21 protein-coding genes are annotated in these 26,224 nt (G+C 61.8%); 15 read left to right on the top strand and 6 right to left on the bottom strand.

The window, feature by feature from the left end:
- Positions 1-163: 163 nt before the first annotated feature.
- The 3 genes from ACFFP0_RS17230 to ACFFP0_RS17220 form a co-directional block, all read right to left on the bottom strand.
- Complete coding sequence (locus ACFFP0_RS17230; protein WP_377263193.1) at positions 164-880, bottom strand: DUF6065 family protein; 717 nt, start codon at positions 878-880, stop codon at positions 164-166.
- 71 nt (positions 881-951) lie between these two features.
- Positions 952-1,704, bottom strand: a complete 753-nt coding sequence (locus tag ACFFP0_RS17225; protein WP_377263191.1) for an anti-sigma factor family protein — start codon at positions 1,702-1,704, stop codon at positions 952-954.
- Positions 1,701-2,243 (bottom strand): RNA polymerase sigma factor, encoded by a 543-nt coding sequence (locus ACFFP0_RS17220; protein ID WP_377263189.1) that lies wholly within the window; start codon positions 2,241-2,243, stop codon positions 1,701-1,703. Before ACFFP0_RS17220 ends, ACFFP0_RS17225 begins: the two co-directional genes overlap by 4 nt.
- A 151-nt stretch (positions 2,244-2,394) precedes the next feature.
- Between ACFFP0_RS17220 and ACFFP0_RS17215 the strand changes: the two genes are divergently transcribed.
- Complete coding sequence (locus ACFFP0_RS17215) at positions 2,395-3,762, top strand: S8 family serine peptidase (protein ID WP_377263323.1); 1,368 nt, start codon at positions 2,395-2,397, stop codon at positions 3,760-3,762.
- Between the two features lie 49 nt (positions 3,763-3,811).
- Here ACFFP0_RS17215 and ACFFP0_RS17210 read toward each other — a convergent pair whose 3' ends face one another.
- Both ACFFP0_RS17210 and ACFFP0_RS17205 read right to left on the bottom strand, forming a co-directional pair.
- Entirely contained in the window at positions 3,812-4,717 is a 906-nt protein-coding gene (locus ACFFP0_RS17210; RefSeq protein WP_377263187.1) for a M23 family metallopeptidase, read from the bottom strand.
- Between the two features lie 479 nt (positions 4,718-5,196).
- A complete protein-coding gene (locus ACFFP0_RS17205) occupies positions 5,197-6,585 on the bottom strand; it encodes an MmgE/PrpD family protein (protein WP_377263185.1) in 1,389 nt (462 codons plus the stop codon).
- A gap of 40 nt (positions 6,586-6,625) precedes the next feature.
- On the opposite strand from ACFFP0_RS17205, the gene ACFFP0_RS17200 reads away from it, so the two are divergent.
- The 11 genes from ACFFP0_RS17200 (at position 6,626) to ACFFP0_RS17150 (ending at position 19,826) form a co-directional block, all read left to right on the top strand.
- On the top strand, positions 6,626-7,603 hold the full coding sequence (locus ACFFP0_RS17200) for a LysR family transcriptional regulator (RefSeq protein WP_377263182.1): 978 nt from the start codon (positions 6,626-6,628) through the stop codon (positions 7,601-7,603).
- A 24-nt stretch (positions 7,604-7,627) separates the two neighbouring features.
- Positions 7,628-8,533 carry a LysR family transcriptional regulator gene (locus tag ACFFP0_RS17195; protein WP_377263180.1) on the top strand — a complete coding sequence of 302 codons (906 nt, stop codon included), beginning with the start codon at positions 7,628-7,630 and terminating at the stop codon, positions 8,531-8,533.
- Positions 8,534-8,711: 178 nt separating this feature from the next.
- The gene (locus tag ACFFP0_RS17190) at positions 8,712-9,656 is read left to right on the top strand and encodes an ABC transporter permease (RefSeq protein ID WP_377263178.1); all 945 of its coding nucleotides are present in this window, start codon (positions 8,712-8,714) and stop codon (positions 9,654-9,656) included.
- The gene (locus tag ACFFP0_RS17185; RefSeq protein ID WP_377263176.1) at positions 9,653-10,471 is read left to right on the top strand and encodes an ABC transporter permease; all 819 of its coding nucleotides are present in this window, start codon (positions 9,653-9,655) and stop codon (positions 10,469-10,471) included. Before ACFFP0_RS17190 ends, ACFFP0_RS17185 begins: the two co-directional genes overlap by 4 nt.
- Positions 10,468-12,096 (top strand): dipeptide ABC transporter ATP-binding protein, encoded by a 1,629-nt coding sequence (locus tag ACFFP0_RS17180; RefSeq protein ID WP_377263174.1) that lies wholly within the window; start codon positions 10,468-10,470, stop codon positions 12,094-12,096. The genes ACFFP0_RS17185 and ACFFP0_RS17180 overlap by 4 nt, the downstream gene beginning before the upstream one ends.
- Position 12,097: 1 nt before the next feature.
- A complete protein-coding gene (locus ACFFP0_RS17175) occupies positions 12,098-12,961 on the top strand; it encodes a serine hydrolase (protein ID WP_377263172.1) in 864 nt (287 codons plus the stop codon).
- Positions 12,962-12,990: 29 nt separating this feature from the next.
- Complete coding sequence (locus ACFFP0_RS17170; RefSeq protein WP_377263170.1) at positions 12,991-14,532, top strand: ABC transporter substrate-binding protein; 1,542 nt, start codon at positions 12,991-12,993, stop codon at positions 14,530-14,532.
- Positions 14,533-14,657: 125 nt separating this feature from the next.
- Positions 14,658-16,106 (top strand): M20 family metallopeptidase, encoded by a 1,449-nt coding sequence (locus ACFFP0_RS17165; RefSeq protein ID WP_377263168.1) that lies wholly within the window; start codon positions 14,658-14,660, stop codon positions 16,104-16,106.
- Between the two features lie 449 nt (positions 16,107-16,555).
- Positions 16,556-17,488, top strand: coding sequence for an ROK family protein (locus tag ACFFP0_RS17160; protein WP_377263166.1), 933 nt, complete (start codon positions 16,556-16,558; stop codon positions 17,486-17,488).
- Positions 17,460-18,536 carry an SIS domain-containing protein gene (locus tag ACFFP0_RS17155; protein ID WP_377263164.1) on the top strand — a complete coding sequence of 359 codons (1,077 nt, stop codon included), beginning with the start codon at positions 17,460-17,462 and terminating at the stop codon, positions 18,534-18,536. The genes ACFFP0_RS17160 and ACFFP0_RS17155 overlap by 29 nt, the downstream gene beginning before the upstream one ends.
- Positions 18,537-18,569: 33 nt before the next feature.
- Entirely contained in the window at positions 18,570-19,826 is a 1,257-nt protein-coding gene (locus ACFFP0_RS17150) for an ROK family transcriptional regulator (protein ID WP_377263162.1), read from the top strand.
- Here ACFFP0_RS17150 and ACFFP0_RS17145 read toward each other — a convergent pair.
- Positions 19,799-20,659 carry an aldose epimerase family protein gene (locus ACFFP0_RS17145; protein ID WP_377263160.1) on the bottom strand — a complete coding sequence of 287 codons (861 nt, stop codon included), beginning with the start codon at positions 20,657-20,659 and terminating at the stop codon, positions 19,799-19,801. The genes ACFFP0_RS17150 and ACFFP0_RS17145 overlap by 28 nt on opposite strands.
- Positions 20,660-20,872: 213 nt before the next feature.
- On the opposite strand from ACFFP0_RS17145, the gene ACFFP0_RS17140 reads away from it, so the two are divergent.
- The 3 genes from ACFFP0_RS17140 to ACFFP0_RS17130 all read left to right on the top strand — a co-directional run bounded on the left by ACFFP0_RS17140 (position 20,873) and on the right by ACFFP0_RS17130 (position 26,203).
- Positions 20,873-22,927: a hydantoinase/oxoprolinase family protein gene (locus tag ACFFP0_RS17140; protein ID WP_377263158.1), complete on the top strand. Its 2,055-nt coding sequence runs from the start codon at positions 20,873-20,875 to the stop codon at positions 22,925-22,927.
- A complete protein-coding gene (locus ACFFP0_RS17135; RefSeq protein ID WP_377263156.1) occupies positions 22,924-24,585 on the top strand; it encodes a hydantoinase B/oxoprolinase family protein in 1,662 nt (553 codons plus the stop codon). The genes ACFFP0_RS17140 and ACFFP0_RS17135 overlap by 4 nt, the downstream gene beginning before the upstream one ends.
- A gap of 88 nt (positions 24,586-24,673) precedes the next feature.
- Complete coding sequence (locus tag ACFFP0_RS17130) at positions 24,674-26,203, top strand: ABC transporter substrate-binding protein (RefSeq protein ID WP_377263154.1); 1,530 nt, start codon at positions 24,674-24,676, stop codon at positions 26,201-26,203.
- Positions 26,204-26,224: the final 21 nt, after the last annotated feature.

The raw sequence follows: 26,224 nt of genomic DNA, 5'->3' as shown, positions 1-26,224 counted from the left end.
GACCGCAGCCCTTGTCGGCTGCCATGGAGGAACGGCTGGATGCGAGACATATTCCCGAAAATTTCAAAATAATTTCAGTTGATTATCGGTTTTCCGGCGCACGACATCACTGCCGGCGAGGGACGCGTCGGCAGTGATGGAAGACAGATTTGCCAAGTGCGGTTCAGCGCTGGGCGCGGGCGAATTTCCGATACCAGCCGTCTGCGGCGAGCGTTTTGCGGAAGATCGTCTTGCGGGTCACGCTTTCCTCCGCGTTCTCGGCGCGGATATCGGCTTCGAGGTCCGATGTCTCGCGGCGGAAGGGGATGATCTGGACGATCGGCGTGCCACGTTCCAGCACATGCAGCCCGTCCTCGCCGGTGGCGAAGAAGGGGAAATGGATTTCCGACTGATAGGTATCGGTGTCCACCACGCCCGCCACCACTTCGAACACGCCGTTCGGCCGGTTGAGTGGGGCTAAGAAGAGGCAGCTCCAGCCGGGCGGTGTGCGGATCGTCCAATAATTGTGGAACTTGCAGGGTGGTAGCGGCTCGCGGGGATTGCCCGCGACCTGATGGCTGGCGTGGTTGCTGACCAGCGTGCGGTCGAAATCCCAGCCACAGTTCACTGTCTTGCCTGCGTCCGTGATCTCCATACGCACGGTGGCGGCGAGGCCGATCACCCAGCCCGTCGCCATGGCATCGAGAAACGGCATGCAGCGCTTCACCGTCAGGCCACTATCGGTCGGCGAGAGGTGATCCTCACTCACCGGCGGCAGCTTGCGGAACCAGTCAGGCAGGGCGGTCTTGGCGCGCACCGGCGCCGGGATGACACCCTCGTCCTCCTTGCGGCAGAGGAAGGTGATCTTCGGTTGCGGCTTCTTCAAAAGAGAGAGGTGCATTGCAGTCTCCTCACGAATGTCTGTGAGAAGAACGGCGAAGATGGTCCTTTATTCCCGGCTGTCGCGATTTTTCAGCGCAGTCCGGTCAGCGCCGCGCCTTCCTCTTCCGGCATCAGCGGCGCGCCGGCATGGATCGAGGCGAGATAGGCATCGATCGTTTCTTGCGCCGAAGCCGGGGTATACCCCTCGGTTTGCGGTGCCGACAGCGCCAACCGGGTCGTCCAAGCGCCATTCTCCCGGCAGGCGATCGAGATTGTGCTTTCCCTCCGCCGTTTCAACTCGTATTCCCGGCAGAGATCACCACGCCCATCGAGGAAACTCGAAACCACATGCAGGCTGTCGCCGGACGAACCCAAAGCAACGTTGCGCCCCGAGACCTCGCGGTCGAGTGCGGTTGCAAGCGCCGCATCGGCGGCCGGTTTTGCTGGGCCGATTCCCCGGCCGAGCATGAAGCCGCCGACCCCCGCCAAAACGGCCACCAGTGAGGCAGCGACAGGCATGAGCCAAGCTCGCCGTGCTGGCGGCGCAGGCGTGGCCGAATGCTGGCGGAAAGCAACCACGTTGTTGTCCGGTTGGATATCCCCGGCGTCCGCATTCTCTGCCATGCGTCTGACGGAAGCCAGAAGTGCCTTCGGCACAGGTTCGCGGATCAACGGCTTCAGCGCAGAGGCGACGGCGGTGCGGCTGTCAAGGAAGACGGCGAGGCGGGCGGCCAGCGTTTCGTCCTTTTCCAGGGCGGTTTCCAGCCGTGCGGCGGTCGCATCGTCCAATTCGCCATCGGCGAAAGCCACCAGAGTTTCGTCATCGAATTCCTGTTTCGTCATGCCATGTCGCCTTTCTTGCCCGACGAACGTTTTTCCTCGACACCTATTCCCGTCAGCTCTGCAAGATTCTTGCGCGCCCGCGCCAATCGGCTCATGACGGTGCCGATCGGGATCGACAGGATTTCGGCGGTATCGCGATAGCTCAGGTCCTCGACGCAGACGAGGACGAGCACCTCGCGCTGTTCTTCCGGCAGTTTTTTGAGCGCCGCGGTGACCTCAAGCAATTCCATGCGAGCATGTGAGCCGGCCTCGCCGGAGGGGATCGCGACGTCGCGGGCGTCATCGATATCCTCTTGTGGTCCTGCAGTTTTCTGCCGGCGCAGATGGTCGATCCAGAGATTGCGGATGATACGAAACATCCAGGCGTCGAAGCGGCTGCCGGGCAGAAAACTGTCGGCGGCAAGGATCGCGCGCTCGCAGGCGGATTGCACCAGGTCGTCGGCAAGCTCGCGCGAATGGCAAAGCGAAATCGCAAACCGCCGGAGATTCGGCAGAAAGTCGACCAGCCGTTCCGGCACCGTGCGCGTGTCGTCCGTCATGGGAATTCTTTGGCATGATGTGGAATATTCTGTCGAGTCAAACGTCTACTCCGGGTAGCATGAGGAAGAACGGAGGCCAGAAGAGAAGGCTCTTTTCTATCGGAGATGGAGAATGTGGTGTTTGCTTGCAAGACATGCCCGCCGGCTGGCGATGCTTTTCTGTCTCGTCGTTGCGGCGCAATTCCCGTTGCCGGCTCTGCAGTCCGGCGGCTTCCTGCCGGGCAGTTCCGTTGCCCACGCCGATGACGATGATGACGGCGGCGGAGACGACGATGATGATGATGGAGGTGGGGACGATGACGGAGGTCCGGGTGGCTGGGGAGGTGGAGACTATCGCGACGACGACCGGCGTGGCGACATCCGCTCGCTCTTCCGTTGGCGGTGGCAGGAATCGCGTCGCGCCCCACCACGCCGCCAGATGAGAGTGCCAGATCGCGCACCGAACGAGATCGTGGCAATTGGTTTGGATGAGACGTCCATCGTCAGCCTGACGCAGAGCGGCTTTGTAATCGACGAGCGGCTGCAGATGACGTTGACGGGCAGTGAATTGGTGCGGCTGACGATCCCGTCCGGCATGACGCTTGATGCCGCGCGACAGGCGGTTTCGGCCGAGGCGCCATCCGCTGCAGTCGATTTCAACCACTTCTATCAGCCGGAGCAGGAGACATCGAGACCCTGCGGCAACGGCCGTTGTGCCCTGGTGCGCCACATGGTGGGATGGCCGATGGAAGCTGCCGCCAACACCTGCACCACGTCGCAACGGATCGGCCTCATCGATACCGCCATCAATGCGGATCACACAGCACTCGCCGATGCCCGGATCGAGGTCGTCCGCCTGAGCGACGAGAGGCTGCCGCGTTCCGGTGAGCAACACGGCACGGCCGTGGCGGCGCTCCTGGTCGGCTCGCCCGACAGCCGTGCCCCCGGTCTTCTTCCCATGTCGGAACTGGTGGCGGTCGATGCCTTCCGACGCTTCGGCAATGTGGCCGATATCGCGAATGTCTACGATCTGGTGCGCGCCCTCGATCTCTTGACCCAGCGTGGCATCACGGTGATCAACTTGAGCCTTACCGGTCCGCCGAACCTGCTGCTCAAACAGGCTGTGAGCGCCGCAATCGGGCAGGGGACGATCCTGATCGCCGCCGCTGGCAATGAGGGGCCGAACGCCAAACCGGTCTATCCGGCGGCCTACGAAGAGGTGATCGCGGTGACCGCTGTCGATCGGGCGCGCAACTCCTATCGCCGGGCGGTGCGCGGCGTGCATATCGATATCGCCGCGCCAGGCGTCGGTGTATGGACCGCGGCCTCTATTTCCGGCGCACGGCAGAAAAGCGGCACCTCGTTCGCCGCACCCTTCGTCACGGCCGCGGCGGTTGTCATGAAGGCCTCCCGGCCAGAGCTGACCCCGCGCGAGATCGAGGCGGAACTGATGCAAAGCGCCGAGGACATAGGCGCTCCCGGCAAGGACGCGATCTACGGCTGGGGATTACTTAACGTCCGGGCGCTTTGTTCACGTTAGCAAAGGGGGACCCCGATAAACTCTCTTTTCGATTTCCCAAGACCTTCTTCTACCGGCGGAAGTCCGTATTGCGGACGGGAACGACGCCGTCGAAAGCCATCTGCACGCCGGCGCCGGTCTCTGGATCGACGGCATGAAGGTGCAGATGCGGCTCGGTGGTGTTGCCGGAGTTGCCGACCTCTCCGAGCAGTTCGCCAACGCGGACGCGCGCGCCCGGCTCCACCGCGATCGTGCCCCGCCGCAGATGTGCGAGCAGGATATCGAGGCCATGGCAGGACAACACGACATGGTTGCCGGCGAGATTGTCACGATCCCTCGTGGGAGGCCGCAGATCAGGCAGGCCGTCGCTCGCCGCAATGACGGTGCCGGCGCAAGGACTGAGCACTCGCTTGCCGAAGATGACGTAGCGGGCAGGGTCCTCCGGCAGGAGGCCCGAAGCGCGAAACCCAGCGGCGTTCACGGCGGTGATGTCGAGCGCATAACGTTGCGCGCGATGGTGGCTGTGATAGTTCAGCAGACCGATCCCGCCGCCCTGGCTGACGACGAACCGCCCGCTTTCGAGCGGGAAGGCGAGTGGACGGGGATCGTGCTGGATAAACAGTCCGGCTACTAGCACATAGAGGAACACCGTTCCGAACAGCGCCAGAGAGATGAGGGTCGGTATGTGATGGTGCCAGGGCGACATGTTCTCCGCGATGCGCCAAGGCCGTCTGGTGTGACGGTGCAGGGATGAGAGTGCTGCGAATGCAATGATCGCGATGAGCGCGAGACGGGTCCACAAGCCGGACATGTCCCACCGACCCAGGATCATGATCAGAGCAACCCACACGAGGCTGTCGGTGAGGATGATGAGCCAGCCGAGGAAGGTTGGCTCGTCGAGGCACCATAGCCGCCAGGCGAAGCCGAGCGGCAGGACGATGCAGATGACGAGCATGAGGAAGACGAGCGCGGTCATGTTTCTTCTCTCCTGTGCCCGACCTCGTCGGCAGGTCTCGGAAATAGTCCTGCCGGTCCCGTTCGAAAAGGGCCGGCTGCAGGAGAAGGCGCGAGATAGCGCCGCCAATGGTAGCCGCGGACGTTCAGGATCGGTCATGGTAGAATCCGTATCAGTCAGACCGGAGCTGGCGTGCCCCATCAGGGAGGTCCACTGGATAAGCTGGAGTTCCGACGGTTATGGTCGCCGAGATCGGCTGACCTGGGTGGAACGTGGATAATGCTGGCGATTCAGCGATTGACGGCATTCGATCGCTTCGAAGGTTGGCCAGCGGCCTCGAATTCTTGACTCTCCGGTTTCGTAAGTGGTTTGGTGCAAAAGACACTACCGCGCGGACGGTTCGCACCCTTCAAGGTGAAGAAATCAAACAAGTCCCCCCTGCGGCGTGCTCGCTGCGAAAACCTTGTCCCTGTGGCATCTCTCGATCCGAGCTTGCGGGCTCATGGGCTCGTCCTTTCGGGATGCGGGCCGTCTGAAATCAAATTCCAGAATGCGTTGTCGTGAGACAGGGTTTCAAGCTCTGCCAGTGCGCCAAGCCGTTGAAAAGCGCCTTTGGAAGCGTGGCCATTTGCCCAGCGCAAACAATCCATGAACTTAACTTCGCGTTCCTGGCCACTCATTGGTGCTTCGACCGAGCCCTTCGCGTGCAGGCGGGATTTGCTGTAAACGTGGCCGCTGCGCATCGTGACGGTGACGATATGTGGCAGGCGCTCCACGCCTTTTTCTTCTTCGGCCGAATAGGCCTGCATTTCGATGCGCGGCATGAGTTCCCGGATTTCCGGCCGGTCGATCTCCTGTCGCGTAAAGTCTGAAAGGCTGAGGGAGCCTTTCAGGAAGGCGGCGGCCAGGCAATATTGCATCGAGAAGCGGGCCTGCATCTCGTCGGTGGGTTCGGGATAGGCGAGGTTGCGGGCAGCGGATATGCCGACCTTGGTTTCGATCCTGAAGATGTCTTCTGCCGCAAGCGCATGCTCCTGCTTCATATCCAGAAGCGCGTCGATCGCGCGATGGGTCGAAGCGCAGCAGGGGTGGCGCTTGGTCACCAATCCGCGGCTCTCGATGATATGAGTCTCTCCGAATGTCAGGCCTTCCCAGCCGTTGGCCTCATCTCCCCCGAAAAGATCGAGGAAACCTTGCCGCCGTTCGAGAATGTCAGGTCGCCCGCTCATCCCGGCAAGCGCCATGCGCGCCGCATCCACGGCGTTGCGTGCTGCGATGCCCGCGTGCAGCGGCTTGGCGGTGGTGCCGAATTGTCCTTTCGGGCCGCAGGCGAGGCTGGTCGCGAGGCTCATGGCCGTGGCGATGGCCTCCTTGCCGGCGCCGAGAAGCCGCGCCACGCCGGCTGCGGCTCCAATGCTGCCGACTGTCGCAGTCGCATGCCAGCCCCTATTGTAGTGAGAGGGATTGACGCCGAAGCCGACCGCCGCCTGCGCTTCCAGGCCGGCCAGATAGGCTTCGAGAAATCGTCTTCCGCTTACGACCTCTCCATTCGTCAGAACCGCCAGCAGCGCCGGCACCAGCACCGCGGAAGCGTGCGCCCGCGCCGGATGGAAATTGTCATCGAAATCGAGCGCATGAGCCGCCGTTGCGTTGATGAGGGCGGCAAGCGAGGACGAAGCGGAGCCGCCAGTGACAAGCCGCGCCTCGCCGCCCCGGGCGATTTCCCGGCCGAAGGCACGGGTGAGCCCGGCGACGCTTTCATCGTTCCTGCCGGCGATCATACAGCCGATGGTGTCCACCGCGGCATCCCTTGCCCTCTCCATGGCGAGGTCTGAGAACGTCGTTCGGGACAGAACCTGTTCCGCGATCTTCCGGAGGATGGTGGCCATTGACGAAAGTCTTTCCGTAAGTTTGGTTTCTTCGCGGAAAATGTTCAACTTTCTGCAGGCTCGCAATCTTATGCGGTTTGCGGGTAGGGCTATCGGTATCGGAGATAGAATGGCGCGCGACGGCAGTGCGGCGATCAGCTTGAAACATATCGAGGCCTATGACGCCATCGCCGCGACCGGCTCGACGATTGCCGCTGCCGCCGAGCTCGGGATATCGCAATCGAATGCCAGCCGCCTGTTGCAGCAGTTGGAAGACTATCTCGGTGTCCGGCTTTTCGAACGGGAGAAGAACCGGCTTCAACCGACCCGTGAGGGGCTGCAGCTTGGCCCCGAAATCCGCGCTATTTCCGACCGCCTGCGCGCCTTGAAAACTGCAGCGACGGAGCTTGAGAGCGGTCGCTCGCGCGAGATCATGCTGCGGCTTGCTTTCCCGGCCAGTCTCTCATCGACGCGCGTGCCCAAGATGCTGCGCGCATTCCTGGCCGCCAACGGCCCGATGCGTGTCGAGGTTGCGTCCGGAAGTTATCTCGCCATCGAGCGCATGGTCGCAGACGGCGAGGCTGATATCGGTTTCACGCGGCTACCGCTGGTCACGCCCGGCCTCAAGCAGGAACGTGTCATGCCGTCACATGTGACCTGTGCGCTTCACGAGGACCATGCTTTGACGAGGCGCTCCTCTCTTTCGATCGGTGACCTGAAGGGACAAGATCTGATTGTCCTCAATCGCGAGAGGCCCGTCAGACACCAGCTGGAGGCGCTGTTCTATCAGCACGGGCTACGGCAACGCCCGCTTCTGGAGGCGCATTCTGTCGCGAGCGCCTGTGCGCTTGCGGCCGAAGGCCTCGGGATTGCCCTCGTCGGAAACCTCATCGCGCGCGAATATGCCGGCCGGCCGCTCACTTTGATCCCGCTTGAGCCGGACCTGCCAGTGACCTATTGCCTCGTCAGCAGCGAAAGGAATCCGCTTCCAAAGGTTGCGGGATTATTCCTGCAAACGATCGCCGACTGGCCGCAATGACCGATCCCGACGAGGTGCCGTTTCATGAACATCAAACAGCTTGAAGTGCTGCGTACACTGCTCGCCACGGGATCGACCATGTCCGCCGCCAGGACCATGGGGCTCAGCCAGTCCGGTGTAAGCCGCATCCTGCAGCAACTAGAAAAGGATCTTTCGATCACGCTGTTCGTTCGTGACAAGGGCCGGCTGATCGCGACACCCGAGGCGGCCGTCCTTGCGCGCGATGCGGAAAACGTCCTTCTCGCCGTCGATCGGATGGCAGGTCATGCAGAGGATCTGCGCAAGGGGGCATCAGGCCCGGAGATCGTACGGATCGGATTGCCAAGCAGCATGTGGGAAAATTTTGCGCCTGCGATGCTTCTCGATTACGTGCGCGAATTTCCGGGCGTGCGGATCGAGACATTCTTCGAGACGACGACGGCAATCAGCAAGCTGGTCGAGGAACGTGTCATCGATATCGGCTTCCTGCGCATGGAGGGGGAGACGGGACCAGGCATCGAGATCGATCGGGTGGCGAAGGGGGAGAGCGTCTGCGTCGTCCCGAAGGATCATCCGCTGGCGGAACTGGGCGAGATCACCATCAAGAACCTGCGCAACGTACCGCTCGTCCTCATCGGCCGGCAGCGGCCGAACCGGATGGCGCTGGACCAGGAGTTCAAGCGCGCCGGCGTTCCGCAGATGGTCAAGGTCGAGACGCATACCAACAGTTCCGCCTGCGCTTACGTGGCGCACGGCCTGGGTGTCACGATCATCAGCAGCTTTTACGCAAACCTCTATCGCCATCTTCCTGTGATTCACCGGCCGTTCATCCCGAAGGCCAGGCAGGAATTCGGCCTGGCACGCGCTGCAGGCGTTCCGCTGTCGATCGCGGCGCAGGGATTGAGCAACGCGTTGAAGAAGCAGATCGAACTTTCGCAGAAAACAGACTGATTTCATGTCGTTAAGGACAGGAATGAGGGCTGCCATCAAACGCCGGCCTCTCCTCCGACTCTGCATAAACATATGACGATTACGCATAATATTGCGCCTCTTTCGTCAATCGCTCATAGTTCCACCCAACGAAATCGATGGAGCCGACGGAAAAGCGGCTGCCAATCGTGGGGAAACCATGCTGAGATTCATCCTGAGCCGTCTGGTGATGGCGCTTCCGACGATCGTGCTCGTCTCCGTGACGGTTTTTGCACTGATCCGCTTCATTCCGGGCGATCCGGCCGCCCTGATGCTGGGCGACATGGCGCAGCCCGATCAGATCGCCGCGATGCGCACCGAGCTCGGTCTCGACCGGTCGCTGCCGCAGCAATTCCTCATCTGGGCCGGCAATGTCCTGCATGGAGACTTCGGAACGTCGATCGTGAACGGGGAAGCGGTCCTGCCACTGGTCGCGTCGCGTTTTCTGGTCAGCGCCGAGATCGTCGTCGTCGCCGTGCTCCTGGCGAGCCTCATCGCCGTGCCGGCAGGCGTGATCGCTGCATGGCGGCAAAACAGCCTGACGGATCTGGCGCTCGTCGGTGGCGCGACTATCCTCCTGTCGATCCCCACATTCTGGCTGGGGCTGTTGCTCCTCCTGTTCTTCGGCCTGACGCTCGGCTGGCTGCCGGTCCTCGGCTACGTTTCGGTCGGAGACGATCTGGTTGGCGGACTGCTCTATCTGGCCCTGCCGGTCATGACGCTGGTCATTCACGAAATGGGCGTGCTGATCCGCATGGCGCGTGCCTCCACGCTCGAGGTACTGCGTCTCGATTACATCACCCACGCACGCGCCAAGGGGCTGTCTGAAAGTGCCGTCCTGTGGCACCACACGTTCAAGAACGCCTTTGGCCCGACCTGGACGATGATCGGCCTGATCCTCGGCAATCTGCTCGGCGGCATTGCCGTCATCGAGACGGTGTTCACGATTCCCGGTCTTGGCCGGCTGATGGTCGACAGCATATTCGCTCGCGACTATCCGGTCATTCAGGGCTGCCTGCTCTTCGTTTCCCTTTCCTATGTGCTGGTCAATCTGGTGGTCGATCTGCTCTATCCCCTGTTCGATCCCCGGGTGGTTGCCGAATGAAGACGTTCACTCTTAATGGATTGGTCGGCGGCATCCTGATCGCCATCCTTCTGATTACCGCCGCGATCGGCCTCTTCTGGACGCCCTTCGATCCGATGAAGCTCTCCTTCACGGCAAGGCTCGCCGCCCCGAGCGCCCAGCATCTGCTCGGAACGGACGAGTTCGGGCGCGACGTTTTGAGCCGGCTCATGGTCGGCGCCCGGGCGAGCGTCTGGATCGGCTTCCTGACGGTCTGTTTCACGACGCTGTGCGGCACGATGATCGGCCTCGTCAGCGGCTATGCGCGTGGCTGGGTCGATGGCGTGATCATGGCGATCAACAATGCGCTTCTCGCCTTTCCGGGCATCCTTCTTGCCCTTGGCCTGCTCGCGGTCTTCGGCGCCAACCAGTATGGCATCATTTTCGCGCTCGGCATCGCCTATACGCCATCCATGGCACGCGTCGTGCGCGGTACGGTTCTGTCGCTGCGCGAACGCGAATTCATCGAAGCCTCGCGGGTGATGGGCAATGGCGAACTCTACACGATGTTCCGACATATCCTGCCGAACTGCCTGGCGCCGATCACCGTCCTTGCGACCTCGATGTTCGGCTGGGCCATCCTGTCGGAAAGTGCTCTCTCCTTTCTTGGGCTCGGCGTGCCGCCACCGGCGCCGACCTGGGGCAACATGCTTGCCGCCGGTCGTCCGCTCATTCAGCAGGCCGTCTGGCTCGGTCTTTTCCCCGGCCTCTGCATCGCCCTGACGTTGCTCGGCATCAATCTTCTGGGCGATGCGCTTCGCGACAAGCTCGATCCGCGCATGAGGGGCCTGAAATGACGACGGATACCATGCTCAGCGTTCGCAACCTCTCGCTCGAAGTTGCAAGAACCGGTCACAAGGTGGTCAACGATATCAGCTTCGGCATCGTAGCCGGCGAGATATTCGGCATCGTGGGCGAAAGCGGTTCCGGCAAGACATTGGCGACCCGCGCGCTGATCTCGCTTCTGCCGCCGGCGATCCGCGTTGCCGGCGGGTCGGTCGCCTACAAGGGCAGGGAAGTCATGTCCATGTCGGATCGCGAGCTTCGCCGTCTACGCGGAGCCGAGATCGGCGTGGTGTTTCAGGAGCCGATGACCTCTCTCAACCCGTCGATGACGATCGGCAGGCAGCTGGAAGAAGGCCTGATCCTCCATATGAAGCTTGCGCCGGAGGAGCGCCGCGAGCGCATCCTCGACATGTTGCATCGTGTCGGCATCCGCGATCCGGGCGGTGCGCTGGCAGCCTACCCGCATGAGTTTTCCGGCGGCATGCGGCAGCGCATCATGCTCGCCTCGGTCATGCTCTTGAAGCCGGCCCTGCTGATCGCCGACGAACCCACGACCGCGCTCGATGCCGTGATCCAGCGCGACGTCATGGAACTGATGGTGGACCTGACGCGGGCCGAGGGCACCGCGGTCCTGCTGATCAGCCACGACCTGCCGATGGTGGCGCGCTATACGAGCCGTATCATGGTGATGGAAAAGGGCGCGATCGTCGAGCAGGGCCGGACGGAAGATTTGCTCGATGCGCCTCAGCATCCCTATACCAGAAAACTCCTGTCTTCCCTGCCGTTCCGGAATGCCGCGCGGGCGATCGATGCGAGCGGGGTGCCGATGGTGTCGGCGCGCAATATCGTGGTCGATTATCCCGGTCGCAAGTCGCTGCTCAAGAAGGGTAAGCTGAAGCGTGCCCTGCACGGTGTCAGCATCGACATCCACGAAGGAGAGGTTGTTGCGCTTGTCGGCGGCTCCGGTTCCGGCAAGACGACATTCGGGCGTACGATCGCGGGTCTCGTCAAGGAAAGCGGCGGTCAGATCCGGTTTCGCGGCCAGTCGCGCAATGAAGACTGGGCCGGCTTCCGGCTCAATTGCCAGATGGTCTTCCAGGACCCGTATTCCTCCCTCGATCCGCGCATGACTATCCTGTCCCTGGTCGAAGAAGCATTGCGGCTGGTCCCCGGACTTGACGCCGCAGCCAAACGCAAGCGCGCGCTGGAGACGCTCGAGGAAGTCGGCCTGGGCGCCGCCTATGCCGATCGCTACCCGCACGAGCTTTCCGGCGGCCAGCGGCAGCGCGTGGCGATTGCCCGGGCGGTGGCGCGGCGGCCCCGTTTTCTGATCGCCGATGAACCGGTCTCCGCGCTCGACGTCACCGTCAGGGCGCAGGTGCTTGAGCTCTTCTCCGAATTGCAGAAGCGGCACGGCTTTTCCTGCCTGTTCATCAGCCATGATCTCGGCGTCGTCGAGCAGGTCGCCGATCGTGTTGTCGTCATGCAGGACGGCAGGATCATCGAGGAAGGGGACCGCGACACGGTTTTTGATCATCCGAAGGAAGCCTATACGCGCCGGCTTCTCTCGGCCATTCCCGCCCTCGATCAGAACGACAAGGGCGGCGTGACTCTCAAATGGCGCCTGGAGACGTAACGTGGACACGCTTTCGAATTCCGACGTGATCGCCGAACGGCTGGCGGAAATCTGTGACGCCCAGCCCTTCGTGACACGATTTTCGGTTCGCAACCTGAAGACCGGCGAGACCATCGAACGCGGCGCCGATGAGGAAACCCCTTCGGCCAGCACCCGCAAGACATCGATCATGATGGCGGCGCTGAAGGCCGTGCATGAAGGACGGCTCGACCTCAACGAGCCGATCACCTATGAGGCCCGCCTCGCCGAGGAAGTGGCGAGCGGCATGTTCCGTTACCTGACGCCCGGTATCGTGATCTCCCTGCGCGACGCGATCACCGGCATGATGGTGCTGAGCGACAACGTCTGCACCAAGATGGTGTTCGAACGGCTGACGCTGGAGGAGGTCGATGGTTACTGCAAGTCGATCGGCCTTGTCGGCACCCATCATCGTTTTCTCATCCCGCCGCTGGCCCTGTCGCCGGACCACGCGCTGAAGTCGGTAACGACGACCACAGCGCGCGACCAGACGATGCTTCTGCAGATGATCCTTGATGCGCAGACGTCCCCAGCCGTGCAGGAACGGCTCGGCACCTCGGCCGAACTCTGCGCATATGCGTTGCAGACATTGAAGAACCAGATCCTGCGCTATGCCATTCCCTCGCGCCTGCCATTCGGCACAGTGGTGGCGCACAAGGGCGGAACAGGCAAGCGCGGCCGTATGAACGCCGGCATCGTCTACCGCGACGGCAGGCCCTTCTACATCATCTCCGCCTATACCGACGAGGTTCCGCAGGTCATGCCGGACGGGACCCCCGGTTACACAATGTCACTGGAGACTATCGGCCGGCTTTCGCGCGCCTGCTGGGACGGCTTTTTCCAATAACGATCAACAACAGACAAGAGGGTAGAACAATGAAAAGATTTCTTCTCGCAGGCGTCGCCGTGCTGGCTCTTGCCAGTGGCACTGCTGCACGTGACATCACGATTGCGCAAAGTTCCGATCTGCGCAGCGCCAATCCGGGTGTCAACCGTGACGGCAATACCGATGGCGTGATCCTGCACATCGTAGAAGGCCTTGTGGGCTATAACAACAGCGGTGAAGTGAAGCCGCTGATCGCCAGGAGCGTCGATACCTCGGCGGACGGGCTCACCTACACGTTCAAGCTTCGGAGCGACGTCAAATTCCACAATGGCAAGCCGCTCATAGCAGACGATGTGGTGTGGAACTGGACACGCTATCTGAAGCCCGAGACGAAGTGGGCCTGCCTGTCGGACTTCGCCGAAGGCGGCGCAGCGCATGTCACCGGGGTGAAGGCGGTCGACGCATCGACTGTCGAAATCAAGCTCGAAAAGCCCTCGGCCGTTTTCCTCGGCCTGACGTCGCGTCCTGAATGCGGGTATACGGGCATGATCTCGCCTGAATCCGTTGCTGCAGACGGCAGTTTCACCAAGCCGATCGGCACCGGCCCGTTCATGTGGGACGAATGGAAGAAGGGCGAGTATATCCACCTGAAGAAATTCGCCGACTACGTTTCGCCGGCCAATGGCGGCAAACCTGACGGCATGGTCGGCTCCAAGCGACCGCTCGCCGATGGTATCAAGTTCATGGTCATTCCCGATCCATCGACCGTAAAGGCCGGCCTGGAATCGGGCGTGCTCGACACGGCGGAACTCTCGCCGGATCTCATTCCGGAGTTCAAGTCGAACCCGAAGATGCAACTCATCATCGCACGGAACAATGGCAAGAACCTGTTCTACATCCAGACACGCGACAAGGTGCTCGGCAATCTGCACATTCGCCGCGCCATGGCGATGGCTCTCGATCTCGACGAACTGGTGGCCGCCGCATCCAACGGAACCGGCGAAGCGAATGGGTCGATGGTGTCGCAGGATTCCGTCTATTTCGACGCGGCCCAGAAGCAGCGCCTGCCTTTTGACCTGGAGGCTGCCAGGAAGGAGCTTGCCGCGGCCGGCTACAATGGCGAGCCGATCTCGATCATCGCCAACAAGCGCGGCAACGTGCCGAGCTTCCCGGCCGCTGTGATGGCGCAGGCGATGCTGCAGCAGGTCGGTCTCAACGTCCAGATCGAGGTCCTCGACTACGCGACCCAGGTCGATCGCCGCCGGTCGGGCAACTATCAGATCATCTCGCAATCTGTTGCGCCGCGCCTCGACCCGGCCCTGATGTATTCCTTCTATGTTGGCGACAAGGACAAGAACGCCTCGCTGATGTGGGATGATCCAAAGGCGATCGAACTGATGAAAGCTGCCTATGTCGAGGCCGACCAGGCGAAGCGGCAGAAGATCTTCGACGAGTTCCACGAGTTGATGTTGAAGGAGATGCCCGGCATCTTCCTCTACGACATGGTCGATGTCTGGGGTGCCACGAAAAAGCTGAAAGGTCAGCCGGTCTGGCAATCGAACGCCCGCCTCTGGGAAGTATCGGTCGACTGAAGTCCTTGCCCGCGCCGCCGTCGGACCGCGGCGCGGGCAACTCAATTTTCGCGGAGAGGCCGGCGCCCTGGCGGCGAGAGGCTTCTTGCGCCCTGAATGGCGCCGACACGATAAGAGGAAGAGCGATGAACCACGAGGCAGTGCAATCGATTGCCGCGGCGATCGAAGCGATGAAGCCGGAATTCACGACGCTGAGCGACAGTATCTGGGAATTCGCCGAGCTGAAGTTCGAGGAGAAACGCTCATCGGAACTCCTGGCCCAGACGCTTGAGGAGAACGGTTTTCTCCTTCGGCGCGGCGTAGCGGGCATGGAGACGGCCTTCATCGGCGACTTCGGTTCCGGCAAGCCGGTCATCGCCTTTCTGGGCGAATTCGATGCGCTGGCCGGAATGAGCCAGGCTGCGGACACCGCCAAGCACCAGGCCCTGGTCGAAGGCGCCACCGGGCATGGCTGCGGCCATAACCTGCTCGGTGTCGGATCACTGATGGCAGCCATTGCGCTCGCCCGATACATGAAGGCGAATAATCTGCAGGGCACCGTCCGCTATTATGGCTGCCCTGGCGAGGAGGGGGGCTCAGGCAAGACCTTCATGGTGCGCGACGGTTTGTTCGGCGACGTGGATGCGGCCCTGACTTGGCACCCCGCGCCGTTCAACGGCGTTCGATCGACCAATAATCTTGCAGTCATCGAATATTATTACCGTTTCAAGGGCGTCGCCGCCCATGCCTCGAATGCCGCTCATCTCGGCCGCTCGGCGCTTGATGCCGTCGAATTGATGAATATCGGTGTCAATTTCCTGCGAGAGCATATGCCGCAGGACTGCCGTGTCCATTATGCGATCACCGATACGGGCGGCAAGGCGGCAAACGTCGTACAGGCCAATGCTGAGGTGTTGTATCTGATCCGTGCTCCGGAAATGCCGCAGGCGCTCGACCTTGCCAAACGCGTCGAGAAAGTGGCGCGCGGCGCTGCCATGATGACGGAGACGGAGGTCGAGATCGTCTTCGACACCGCCTCGACCAATCTCCTGCCCAACATCACGCTCGAAGCCGCCATGCATGAGAACATGGCAGCGCTCGGCCCGATCGCCTTCGACGAGGCGGATCTCGCCTTCGCCCGGTCGATCCAGCAAACCTTTACCGACGAGGCGATCAGGAGCAGCATCCGGCTTTATCAGATCAGGGGCGATGTATTTTCCAATGCGAAGATCGACGGATCGATACCACTGCATCTCGGCCTGCGTGAATTCGAGGGCCATTCGCATTTCCGCGCAGGTTCAACGGATGTCGGTGACGTCAGCTGGGTGACGCCGACGGCGCAATGCTGGACGCCGGCCTGGGCAATTGGCACCAACCCCCACACCTGGCAGGTTGTCGCCCAGGGAAAAAGCGCAGCCGCTCACAAGGCGATGGCGCATGCTGCAAAGGCGCTTGCGACAACAGGGCTCTCGTTGATGACGACACCCGGACTTTTGGCCGCGGCCAAGGCGGAATGGGCGGACAAGACCGAAGGGCAGGCATATACCTGCCCGATACCCGACCATGTGACGCCCGGCTCGGTTCACAGCCGGTAGCCCACTTCCTTCCATTGGCGATGGCCAACCTGATGACCTGCATCCGACTTGCCGGCCGCATCGTATGGAAACGCTCCAAAGATATGGAAGTCGAAAGCTCGAAGTTAATGCGCTCCCTGCTTTCGAACCTCCAACGGCTTCGGAAAAGGCAAAGATAACAAGCTCCGAATGGCGAGTGGGAGGGCGTGTCTTCCAGAAGCGGAATCATCGTGTCGCTCGCTTGAAGCGGCAGAAGGATCTTGCTGGCGTAGAATATCCAGATCGATCGGCACCGCGCATCAGGAGGGACCACTTAAATGAATTTGAGAGGATGTTCCAGACCTTTCCGCAATAGATACCTTTCAAAATATGATGGCAAAGTTGGCTTGACAATAAATCTATATATTGGAATAAATTGGCTAATGGGGATGCTGAGCGTCCGGTATAGGTAGAAATCAGAGCCTCAGTGCATGAACGAAGGACTATCCTCGATTGGCATCGACGTCGGAGGAACGAAGCTCCTCTGCGGGATCGTCAAGGCGGACGGAAGCATTCTGACAGTTCGCCAAGCGGAGACGAGGGCCTCGCATCTTCTGTCGGACATGGAAGCTCTGGTCGCGGATGCGCAAGCCGAGGCTCGAGGGTTGGGTTTGGCGGTCGCAGGCATTGGTATCGGGATGAAGGGCGCGATTGATCCGCGGGCCGGTAAGTTGGTACGGTCGATCACGCTGGGGTTGGCCGACCTCGATATTACCGGTGTTCTGCGGAACCGGAGCGGCCTATCCGCCTGGATCGAGAACGACGTTCATGCTGCGACGCTTGGCGAACTGAAGTTCGGCCTGGGACGAAAGCACCGCGATTTCATCATGTTCAATGCTGGCACCGGCATTGCCGCTGGCTATGTCCTTGACGGGAGGCTGCATGTCGGGGCGAGCGGCACGGCCGGAGAGATCGGCCACATGGTCGTCTGTGGTGACTTGGACTTGCGCTGCAGTTGCGGACGATCCGGGTGCCTTGAAGACCTGATTCACAGAAGTCGCCGCGGCGAGCAGATCGCGATTGCATCGCATGAGGCGCTGAAGGATGTGCCGATCGCCTACCAGCTTCTGGCCCTTGCACTCACCAACCTGATCAATGCGTTCAACCCGTCGGCTGTGGCCTGCATGGGCGGCATGCTGATGAACAATGCGCCCATGATCGACATATTGGACCAGACCGTCAGGCTCATGGCGCTCTATCCCGCCGCGGAAGCGCTGGCTCCGATAGTCCCGGCTTATGGCGGCTATCAGGCCGGGCTGCTGGGTGCGGCTTCCTTACCCTTTCTGTACACCGATACCGGCGGCCGTGATGCCGCCTTGAAGCAAGGAGTCAATCATGTCGAGGCTGGACGGTTATATCCGTGAAACCCCCGAGGCCCTGGGGCGCCTGATCGACGCGCCTCCGGCGGTTGAGCCGGTCCGCGCTGCACTCGTGGGTCGCAAGCTGCGCAAGATCTGGATCTCGGGTTCGGGAACATCGCTTTTTGCCTCGGAGATCGCTGCGCGCATCTGGGAGGAGGCGCTCGGTATCGACGCCGAGGCCATCGGTGCCCTGCAATTCCGTGAACAGGTGGAAAGCCTCTATATCGGCCCCGACACGCTGGTGATCGCGATTTCCCAAACGGGCGCGACCAATGTTTTGGTCGAGGCGCTGTCTGTCGCCCGCGCACGCGGAGCCTTGTCCATCGCCTGCACCGCTTTTCCGGAATCGCCGCTGGCGCAGGCGGCCGACATCACGCTCGACAGCCGAACCGGGCCGGAGAACACGCCGGGCAAGACCAAGGGCTTCATCACCACGACCGTCGCGGTCGGTATTGTTGCCCTTGCCCTTGCAGATGACGATTGGCGGGCGCCAACAGAAGCCCTTCTCGACAAGATCGTCGCCACGCTTGCAGCGACCGATATTGCGATCGATGACTGGGTCATGCGGCTGAAGGAGGCGAAAGCCATCTGGACCGTCGGCTCCGGTCGCATGGCACCGGCCGCGGTCGAGGGCGGGCTGAAGATTCTCGAAGTTGCCAAGCTGCCGGTCATCGGCAAGGAACTGGAAGAGATGATGCACGGCCAGTTCCACGCCATCGGCGAGGGGGCGGGGATCGTCTTCGTGGCGGGGATCATGAGCAAGGCGAACCGCATAGGGGATCTGCGCCGCGTCATCGATACGGTCAATGTTCCTGTCGTCGCGATCGCCGACGGCCAGGCCGCGGCGGCCTGCCACGACCTGAAATGGGATCTCGTGCTGGACACGGCGGGCGTCGGCCCGTTCGAGCCCCTGGTCGGCGCGATTCCATTACAATTGCTGGCGGAAAAGCTGGCGCGCGCGCGCGGTCTCGATCCTGACCAGCCTCGCTACCCGGAGCTTTATCGCATTTCCGGATCAAAGAGTATTTACGCCAAGGCCGCCGGGAAATAACTCTTGATGTAAACCATCAAGTAAGGGCCTCATTTGGCACGCAAACGCAGCGATACGGGCGATAATCCCAGCTACAATCTGTACGTGGTCATGGACCTCGTGCGAACGCACGAGGTCCTGTCGCGTGCCGATATCGTCCGGCGAACCGGGCTTGCGGCGCAAACCGTATCGAACATCGTTGAAGTGCTGCTCAAGGCAGATCTGTTGCGCGAGGAGCGGCGTCCCGTCACGGGCAGGGGGCAGCCACCGCTCGATCTGCGAATCAACCCGAAGGCACGTTATGCGCTTGGAGTGGCGCTGGCGGGCGGGCGGATGATATCGGTATTGTGCGACCTGGCCGGCGAAGAAGTCGCACTGATCGACGAGGCCATCAGTTCGATGGACCCCGCAGACGTGCTGCCGAAGGTTGCGGCCCATTATCAGGAACTGCTCGACCAGGCCGACGTGCCGCGCGAGCGTATGCTCGGCATGGGTTTGGTGATGCCTGGGCTGACAGAGTCCGGCCAGTTCAGCACGCTCGTCAGCGAGCATCCGTGGCGCGGTATGTGGCAAGATCGCCCCTTCATCCAGGAACTTACGGAACTGACGAGCCTGCCCGTGCTGACTGACAGCGACCGCAGCGCCGCGGCGCTGAGCGAACGGCTGAGCGGTACGGGACGGGGCATACAGAACTTCCTTTATGTCTATTTCGGCGCGGGCATCGGCGCGGGCATGGTTTTTGCCGGCCTTCCCTATCGCGGCGGCACCGGGCGCGCGGGCGAGATCGGCCACATGGTCGTGGTCGAAAACGGCATCCCCTGCGGGTGCGGCAACCGGGGTTGCCTTGAGCGCTACGCTTCCCTGCAAGCATTGCAGGCGGCATTGACCGGCAAGGCGTTCGGGGAGGGGAGGCTCGATCCCGGCCTCCTGTCTCACGCCGTCCGCGAGGGCAATCCTATCGCGATGGACTGGCTCGATCAGGCTGCCGGACACCTGAGAAGCGCCATTGTCTCGATCGAGAATACGCTGGATCTCGACCAGGTCGTTCTCGGCGGCATCATCCCGGGCGAAATACTCGACGCGCTGATCGAGCGCCTTCTGCCGCTTCCAGCCAGCGTCCGCTCAGGGCTCGGCATGGCTGAAACACGGCTGATGAAGGCGGCGATCGGGCGTACCTCTCCAGCACGGGGCGCGGCCGCGCTGGTGATCCTGCAGTCCACGGTGCCGGATTTCTCGGTGCTGGGAAGCCAGGGGCAGATGGCCGTCCGCCCCGGCATCCTCGGTCAGAGAGGCGAGAATTCACCGAAATAGCTGTGCGTCTCGCCCGGCGCCACGAAGCGTGTGGAGGGTCGCTCGTCGAAGCTCCCTTTGAAACCTTCAGCATCGCCGTGGCCTGTCCAGGCCTCGATAGACAGGAACGCGGCACCCTGGGCGGCCCAGAGGATGAGATGTGGAAAACCGCCGACGCGGACCCGCATGCCGCGGCCGGCGCTATCGCGGAATTCAAGGCCATCGCTGTTGGCATCGAAGAAGCACAGTGCGCCGAGCTTGAAGCTGTCTCGCGTATCGATGCCAACCCGGCGATCCACGATGCCTGACGGTTTGCTGCGACCGGTAAACATCTTGTTCTGGACAAGCGGGATTTCGCTTGCCTCGTCCCGGTCGAAAACGACTTCGCCAAGGCCGTCGGCAAAGACGAACGCGGGATGGATGCCGGTGGAATAGGGCATGGGCCGATCGCCGGTATTGGTCACGTCGACCGATTGGCGCAGCCCTGCGTCAGTCAGACGGACTGTCACCGCGAGCCTGAATGGATAGGGGTAGGCCGCCTCGGTCGTTGCGTCGTTTACCAGTTCCAGAACGACGCGGTCGGCGGTCTGCGCGGCTACCGAGAACGTTGAAGTGAGGGCAAATCCATGGGTCGTCATCTCGCGCTCGACGCCGTCGATGCGGATCTTGCCATCCTTGGGAGAGCCGCAGACCGGGAACAGGATCGGCGCCGAACCTGACCACCATTGCGGGTCTCCGGGCCACATCAACTCTTTTCCCGAGTGCTTCCAGCTCTTAATTTCGGCCCCTGCCAGAAAAATTTCTGCTCTGTCATCCCCATGATAGATAACGATCTTTTCGCTGTCGTTCGACATTTTTGCCCTTTCTGCACGGCAAATAGCTCATATGCGCCTTTCACCCCGCTTGACACGAGATGAAAGTCGGATTTGTATTACTTCCATAAATTAGACTTATTCGCGAGACGCCGCAAGACAGCTCTTCAGGAACTGGGGCGCGGCACTCGCGATCACTCAGACCACAGGCGGGGCAGGTCCGGTCAGTGGCGCACGACAAGGTGGAAATTTTACATGGCATGGCGGATCGGCGTAGATTCTGGCGGAACGTTCACGGACGTCTGCCTGTTCGATGATGCAACCGAGCGGATGGAGATCTGGAAGGTTCCTTCCACTCCGCATGATCCTTCCGAAGCCATCTCCGCAGGCATTGAGCAGGGCATCCGCAATTCGGATGCGACGATCGCCGATGTCGGTTATCTTGGTCACGGCACGACGGTCGGCACCAATGCGCTGCTGCAGCACAAGGGCGCGCCGACCGGCCTGATCACCACCGAAGGTTTCCGTGACCTTCTGGAAATCGGCCGCCAGAAGCGTCCGAGCCTCTACGACGTCCAGATTGACAAGCCTGAAATCCTCGTGCCGCGCAACTGGCGCAAGGACGTGTCCGAGCGCATGCGCCACGACGGCGAAGTCGAGACCGCGCTGGACGAGGATGAACTGCGTCACATTATCCGGCAGATGCGCGATGGCGGTATCAAGTCCATCGCCGTGTGCTTCCTGTATGGCTTCATGCACACCCGGCATGAGAAGATCGCCCGGCGCATCCTCAACGAGGAATTCCCGGATGGTTTCCATACGGTCTCGCACGAGGTCGCTCCGGAATTCCGTGAATTCGAGCGGATGACGACCACGGTGGTCAACGTCTATCTCGGCCCGATCATGCGCACCTACATCAACCGCCTGGCAGAGCGCCTGACCGATCTGGGCGTCGCGGTTCCGGCGCATCTGACCCAGTCCAACGGTGGCGTGATCAGCCTCGACCAGGCTGCGGCCTTGCCGGTCCGCACTATTCTCTCCGGCCCTGCGACCGGTGTCGTCGCCGCGCAGGAAATCGGCAAGCTGATCGGCATCGAGAACCTCATCACCTTCGACATGGGCGGCACGTCTTCGGACGTGGCGCTTCTCGAAGGCGGCAAGTGCCGTCTCTCGGGCGAAGCGCTGGTCGAGGGCTATCCGATCAAGGCGCCGATGCTCGACATCCACACGGTGGGCGCCGGCGGCGGTTCGATCGCCTATATCGATAATGGCGGTCACCTGAAGGTCGGCCCCCGTTCGGCGGGCGCCAATCCAGGCCCGGTCTGCTATGGTCTCGGCAATGAGGAACCGGTCGTCACCGACGCCAACGTCGTGCTCCAGACCCTGAACCCGGAATATCTTCTGGCCGGGCGGCTGAAGATCAACCAGGAGCTGTCTGAGGCCGCGATCGCAAAGCTAGCCGAGCGGCTCGGCCTCGACATGACCGCAACGGCGGAAGGCATTCTTTCCGTCGTCACCGCCAACATGGCCCGCGCGATCCGCGTGATTTCGGTTCAGCGTGGCCATGACCCGCGCGACTACGCGCTCATCGCCTTCGGCGGCGCCGGCCCGCTGCATGCCTGCCGTCTGGCCAAGGAACTCGACATGAAGCGGGTGGTGATCCCGCGCCATCCGGGCATTCTCTGTGCGATGGGCCTGCTTCTGACGGACCTGAAGACCAATTTCTCCGCCACCAGCCTCAGCCCGCTCGACGAAAAGTCGCTGCAGGTGTTGACCAGTGGCTTTGCCGAACTCGATGCACAATGCCACGGGTGGTTCGAGCGAGAGCATGTTGCCAAGGACAAGCAGGGTATCGGCCGCAGCGTCGACCTGCGTTATGTCGGCCAGAACTACGAACTGGCGATCCCGCTGCCGGCTGGTCCGATCACCGGTGAAACTATCGCTGCGCTCCTCGAGGCGTTCAGCGCCGAGCATCTTCGTTCCTATGGATTCGTATCGGAAGGCGAACCGATCCAGATCGTCACGCTGCGTGTCGAGGCGACGGGCGGCGTCCGCAAGGCCGAATTCCCGGCCTATCCGGAGGAAGGTCCCGATGCTTCCGCTGCCGTCATGGGTAGTCGCAAGGTCTGGATGAGCGAGGCTAACGACTTCGTCGAGACGAAGATATACGAACGTTCGTCGCTCAAGGCCGGCAACCACGTGGCAGGCCCGGCGATCATCGAACAGCTCGACGCTACCACGGTCATCCCGCCCGGCATGGTCGCCCGCGTCGAACCTCATCTCAACCTCATCATCGAGGTCACGCAATGAACAAGCCCATCCAAGACGCAACTGTAGCCGTAACCGAGGCGACGATCAGCCCCATCACCGTAGAGGTGATCGGCTCTGCCCTCTCCTCGATCGTCGAGGAGATGGGCGAAGCCCTGGTCCGGGCCTCATACTCCACGAACATCAAGGAACGCCGCGACAGCTCCACCGCGCTGTTCGACATGGAGGGCACGACGCTCTGCCAGGCCGAGCACATCCCGATGCACCTGGGGTCCTTCATGGAAATGATCCCGTGCATCATGGAACGCTATCCGGTCGGTACGCTTCGTCCGGGCGACGTGTTCGTCGGCAACGACGCCTATGTCGGTGGCGGCACCCACCTGCCGGACATCGTTCTGGCAGAGCCGATCTTCTTCGACGGCAAGCCGGTCATGTGGGCGGTCAATACCGCGCATCATTCGGACTTCCTCGATCGCGGCCATGACCACATCTTCCAGGAAGGCATCCGTATCCCGCCGATCCGGCTCTATGCCGCAGGCAATCTGGTGCAGGACGTGCAGGATCTGATCCTTCTGAACTGCCAGCTGCCGCACGAGCGTCTGCCGGACTTCCGTGCCCAGCTCGCGGCGAACCGCATGGGCGTGCAGCGCGTCCAGGCGTTATGCGGCAAGTATGGCCTCTCTACCGTGCTGCGCGCCGGCAAGGCGCTGCAGGACTATGCCGAACGTAAGATGCGCGCCGGCATCCGCGCCATCCCCGACGGCGTCTACAGTTTCGAGGATACGTTCGACAGCCCCGGTTCGCGTGGTGAAAGCCTGTTGTTCAAGACCGAGATCACCGTGAAGGGCGATGAAATGCACCTGCATTTCGAAAGCCCGCCGCAGGTGCGCGCGGCCATGAACATGAACTATACCGCACTTCTGGCGACGGTCTATTACGCGGTGAAATCCGTAGTCGATCCGTCGATCCTGCCGAATGCCGGCCTGTCGCGGCCTTTGTATGTCACCGCGCCCAAGGGTACGATCCTGCATTGCATGTCGCCGGCCGCCGTCGATGGTCGCATCGGCCCGGCGCAGCGCGTCGTCGATATCATCCATGGCGCATTGATCCAGGCGGTTCCGGACAAGGTTACCGCCGCAGGCAACGGCGGCGTTCCGGCGGTCCAGTTCCTGGGCCAGGGCGCTGACGGGCGGATGTGGGGCTATAACGAAACCATCGGCGGCGGCTCGGGGGCGCGCTTCAACAAAGACGGTCTCGACGGCGTTCATGTCCATATGACCAATACGTCGAACCTGCCGGTCGAGGCGCTCGAGATCGAATACCCGATCATGCTGACCCGCTACGAGCTGGTGAAGGACTCCGGCGGCACCGGCAGATACCGTGGCGGCATGGGCATTCGACGCGTTTATAAGGTCTTGGAAGACTGCCATGGCCGAATGGACATCACCCGCGTGCTCTCGCAGCCCTGGGGTGTTCATGGCGCCGGCAAGGGTTCGTCCGCCAGTATCGACGCGACGGGCGTGACCTTCAATGGCGAATACGGTTTCTTCAAATCCGGCACGGTCATCGAGGTTCGAACCGCCGGTGCCGGCGGCTACGGAGATCCGTCCGCTCGGAGCGCCGAGGCGGTATCCCGCGACCTGGCCGAGGAACGTATCTCGGAAACGGCGGCGCGTGCCGCATATGGCTGGGCCGGCTGACTGTACGGCGCAGGCCGACCGCCGAGCCGGGAGGCCCGCGATAGATCTGAAACGCAAGCGAAGAGCTGAAAGAAAAAAGGGGATTCCGATGAACATTACTCGCCGCTCCATTCTCTTGGGTGCAGCCGCCATGCCGTTCCTGAACGTGGCCGCAGCTCTGGCACAGCCCGCAGACAGGAAGATCATCTTCGGCCTCTCCACCTACCCGGCCAATATCCATCCCTGGCTTCACGCCGGGACGGCGGCCGCGACGGTGAAATTCGCCATCCACCGCTCGCTTCTGGGCTATGATGCCAAGGGCAATCTCAAGGGGGAGCTCGCCGAAAGCTGGAATTACGAAGGTGAAGGCAAGTGGCTGTTCAAGCTGCGCACCGCCACCTGGCATGACGGTAGCCCTGTCACGGCCGAGGACATACGCTGGAACATCGAGACCGCTGCGGCGCCGAAGTCGACGGCCGTCATGGCGGCGCAAATGCGCACTATTTCCAATATCGAGGTTGTCGACGACAAGACGATCCGGCTGACGACCGCCAAGCCGATCCGTACCCTGCCGCTGACCTTCGCCTCCACCTACTTCCAGATGGTGAAGAAGGACTCGATCACCGACACCGTTCCAGGCATCGGCGCTGGTCCGTTCAAGTTCTCCAAGGACGAGCGCGGCGTGGCGATGGAGGTCGAGCCCTATAGCGACTACTACGAAGCCGGCCTCCCGGTAAACAAGGGCGTCCGTTTCGTCGCCTATGCGGACGAAAATCTTCGCGTTTCAGCACTGGAAGCCGGCGAGGTCGATGTGATCGAATTCGTCGCCTGGAGCGCCATGGACCGCCTGTCGAAAGAACCGGCCGTCAAGATGGATCACGTCGACAGCGGCCAGTTCATGTATCTGGTGTTCAACGCGGATGTGAAGCCGTTCAACGATCCTCGCGTTCGTCGCGCCATTGCCCATGCGATCCGTCGCCAGGAGGTCGTGGATGCGGTCTTCTTCGGCCAGGGCGGGCCGCTGGAAAGCCTGCCGATCCCGTCCAACTCGCCGATCTACGATCCCGCGGAAGACCACGTATTCAACTACGACCCGGAAAAGGCCAAGGCCCTGCTGGCCGAGGCCGGCTATCCCAATGGCTTCAAGACGAAGATCCTGTCCACCGCGCAATATGCCATGCACCGCGACACCGGCCTCGTCGTCCAGCAGCATCTGGCGGAGATTGGCATCGAAGCGGAAATGGTACTGCCCGACTGGCCGACCCGTGTCGGCATGGGCGACCGGGGCGAATACGAGATCGCCGTCGGCGGCCTCGCCTTCAGCTCGAACGATCCGGACGGCATGTCTGACGGTTATTCCAGCAAGCTTGCACCTTCCAACCTGCGCAGCTGGAATATGGTGATCCCCGGCGTCGACGAGGCGCTGGAGGAGGGGCGCAGCGAATTCGATCCGGCGAAGCAGAAGGAAATCTATGCCAGGTTCAAGAAGCTGGTCATCGAAAACGTTCCGATCGTTCCGCTGACCTGGCGCCGCCAGAGCTATGGCATGCGGGCCAATGTCACGGGCTTCACCAACATGCCGGGTGCTTTGACAAACTATTCCGGCAAGACACTTCTTACGACCAAGCTTGAAGGCTGAGGCAGAAGGAGGACCGGTTCT

The sequence above is a fragment of the Neorhizobium puerariae genome (genome assembly GCF_042429745.1).
Classification (GTDB): Bacteria; Pseudomonadota; Alphaproteobacteria; order Rhizobiales; family Rhizobiaceae; genus Neorhizobium; species Neorhizobium puerariae.
Note: the sequence above shows the minus strand (reverse complement) of the source record. Positions and strands in the feature narration are given on the sequence as shown.

Bases quoted from the DNA above. Each gene is read 5' to 3' on its own strand.
- ACFFP0_RS17230 (WP_377263193.1), bottom strand. From the start codon at position 880: ATGCACCTCTCTCTTTTGAAGAAGCCGCAACCGAAGATCACCTTCCTC.
- ACFFP0_RS17225 (WP_377263191.1), bottom strand. From the start codon at position 1,704: ATGACGAAACAGGAATTCGATGACGAAACTCTGGTGGCTTTCGCCGAT.
- ACFFP0_RS17220 (WP_377263189.1), bottom strand. From the start codon at position 2,243: ATGACGGACGACACGCGCACGGTGCCGGAACGGCTGGTCGACTTTCTG.
- ACFFP0_RS17215 (WP_377263323.1), top strand. From the start codon at position 2,395: ATGCTTTTCTGTCTCGTCGTTGCGGCGCAATTCCCGTTGCCGGCTCTG.
- ACFFP0_RS17210 (WP_377263187.1), bottom strand. From the start codon at position 4,717: ATGACCGCGCTCGTCTTCCTCATGCTCGTCATCTGCATCGTCCTGCCG.
- ACFFP0_RS17205 (WP_377263185.1), bottom strand. From the start codon at position 6,585: ATGGCCACCATCCTCCGGAAGATCGCGGAACAGGTTCTGTCCCGAACG.
- ACFFP0_RS17200 (WP_377263182.1), top strand. From the start codon at position 6,626: ATGTTCAACTTTCTGCAGGCTCGCAATCTTATGCGGTTTGCGGGTAGG.
- ACFFP0_RS17195 (WP_377263180.1), top strand. From the start codon at position 7,628: ATGAACATCAAACAGCTTGAAGTGCTGCGTACACTGCTCGCCACGGGA.
- ACFFP0_RS17190 (WP_377263178.1), top strand. From the start codon at position 8,712: ATGCTGAGATTCATCCTGAGCCGTCTGGTGATGGCGCTTCCGACGATC.
- ACFFP0_RS17185 (WP_377263176.1), top strand. From the start codon at position 9,653: ATGAAGACGTTCACTCTTAATGGATTGGTCGGCGGCATCCTGATCGCC.
- ACFFP0_RS17180 (WP_377263174.1), top strand. From the start codon at position 10,468: ATGACGACGGATACCATGCTCAGCGTTCGCAACCTCTCGCTCGAAGTT.
- ACFFP0_RS17170 (WP_377263170.1), top strand. From the start codon at position 12,991: ATGAAAAGATTTCTTCTCGCAGGCGTCGCCGTGCTGGCTCTTGCCAGT.
- ACFFP0_RS17165 (WP_377263168.1), top strand. From the start codon at position 14,658: ATGAACCACGAGGCAGTGCAATCGATTGCCGCGGCGATCGAAGCGATG.
- ACFFP0_RS17160 (WP_377263166.1), top strand. From the start codon at position 16,556: ATGAACGAAGGACTATCCTCGATTGGCATCGACGTCGGAGGAACGAAG.
- ACFFP0_RS17155 (WP_377263164.1), top strand. From the start codon at position 17,460: ATGTCGAGGCTGGACGGTTATATCCGTGAAACCCCCGAGGCCCTGGGG.
- ACFFP0_RS17145 (WP_377263160.1), bottom strand. From the start codon at position 20,659: ATGTCGAACGACAGCGAAAAGATCGTTATCTATCATGGGGATGACAGA.
- ACFFP0_RS17140 (WP_377263158.1), top strand. From the start codon at position 20,873: ATGGCATGGCGGATCGGCGTAGATTCTGGCGGAACGTTCACGGACGTC.
- ACFFP0_RS17135 (WP_377263156.1), top strand. From the start codon at position 22,924: ATGAACAAGCCCATCCAAGACGCAACTGTAGCCGTAACCGAGGCGACG.
- ACFFP0_RS17130 (WP_377263154.1), top strand. From the start codon at position 24,674: ATGAACATTACTCGCCGCTCCATTCTCTTGGGTGCAGCCGCCATGCCG.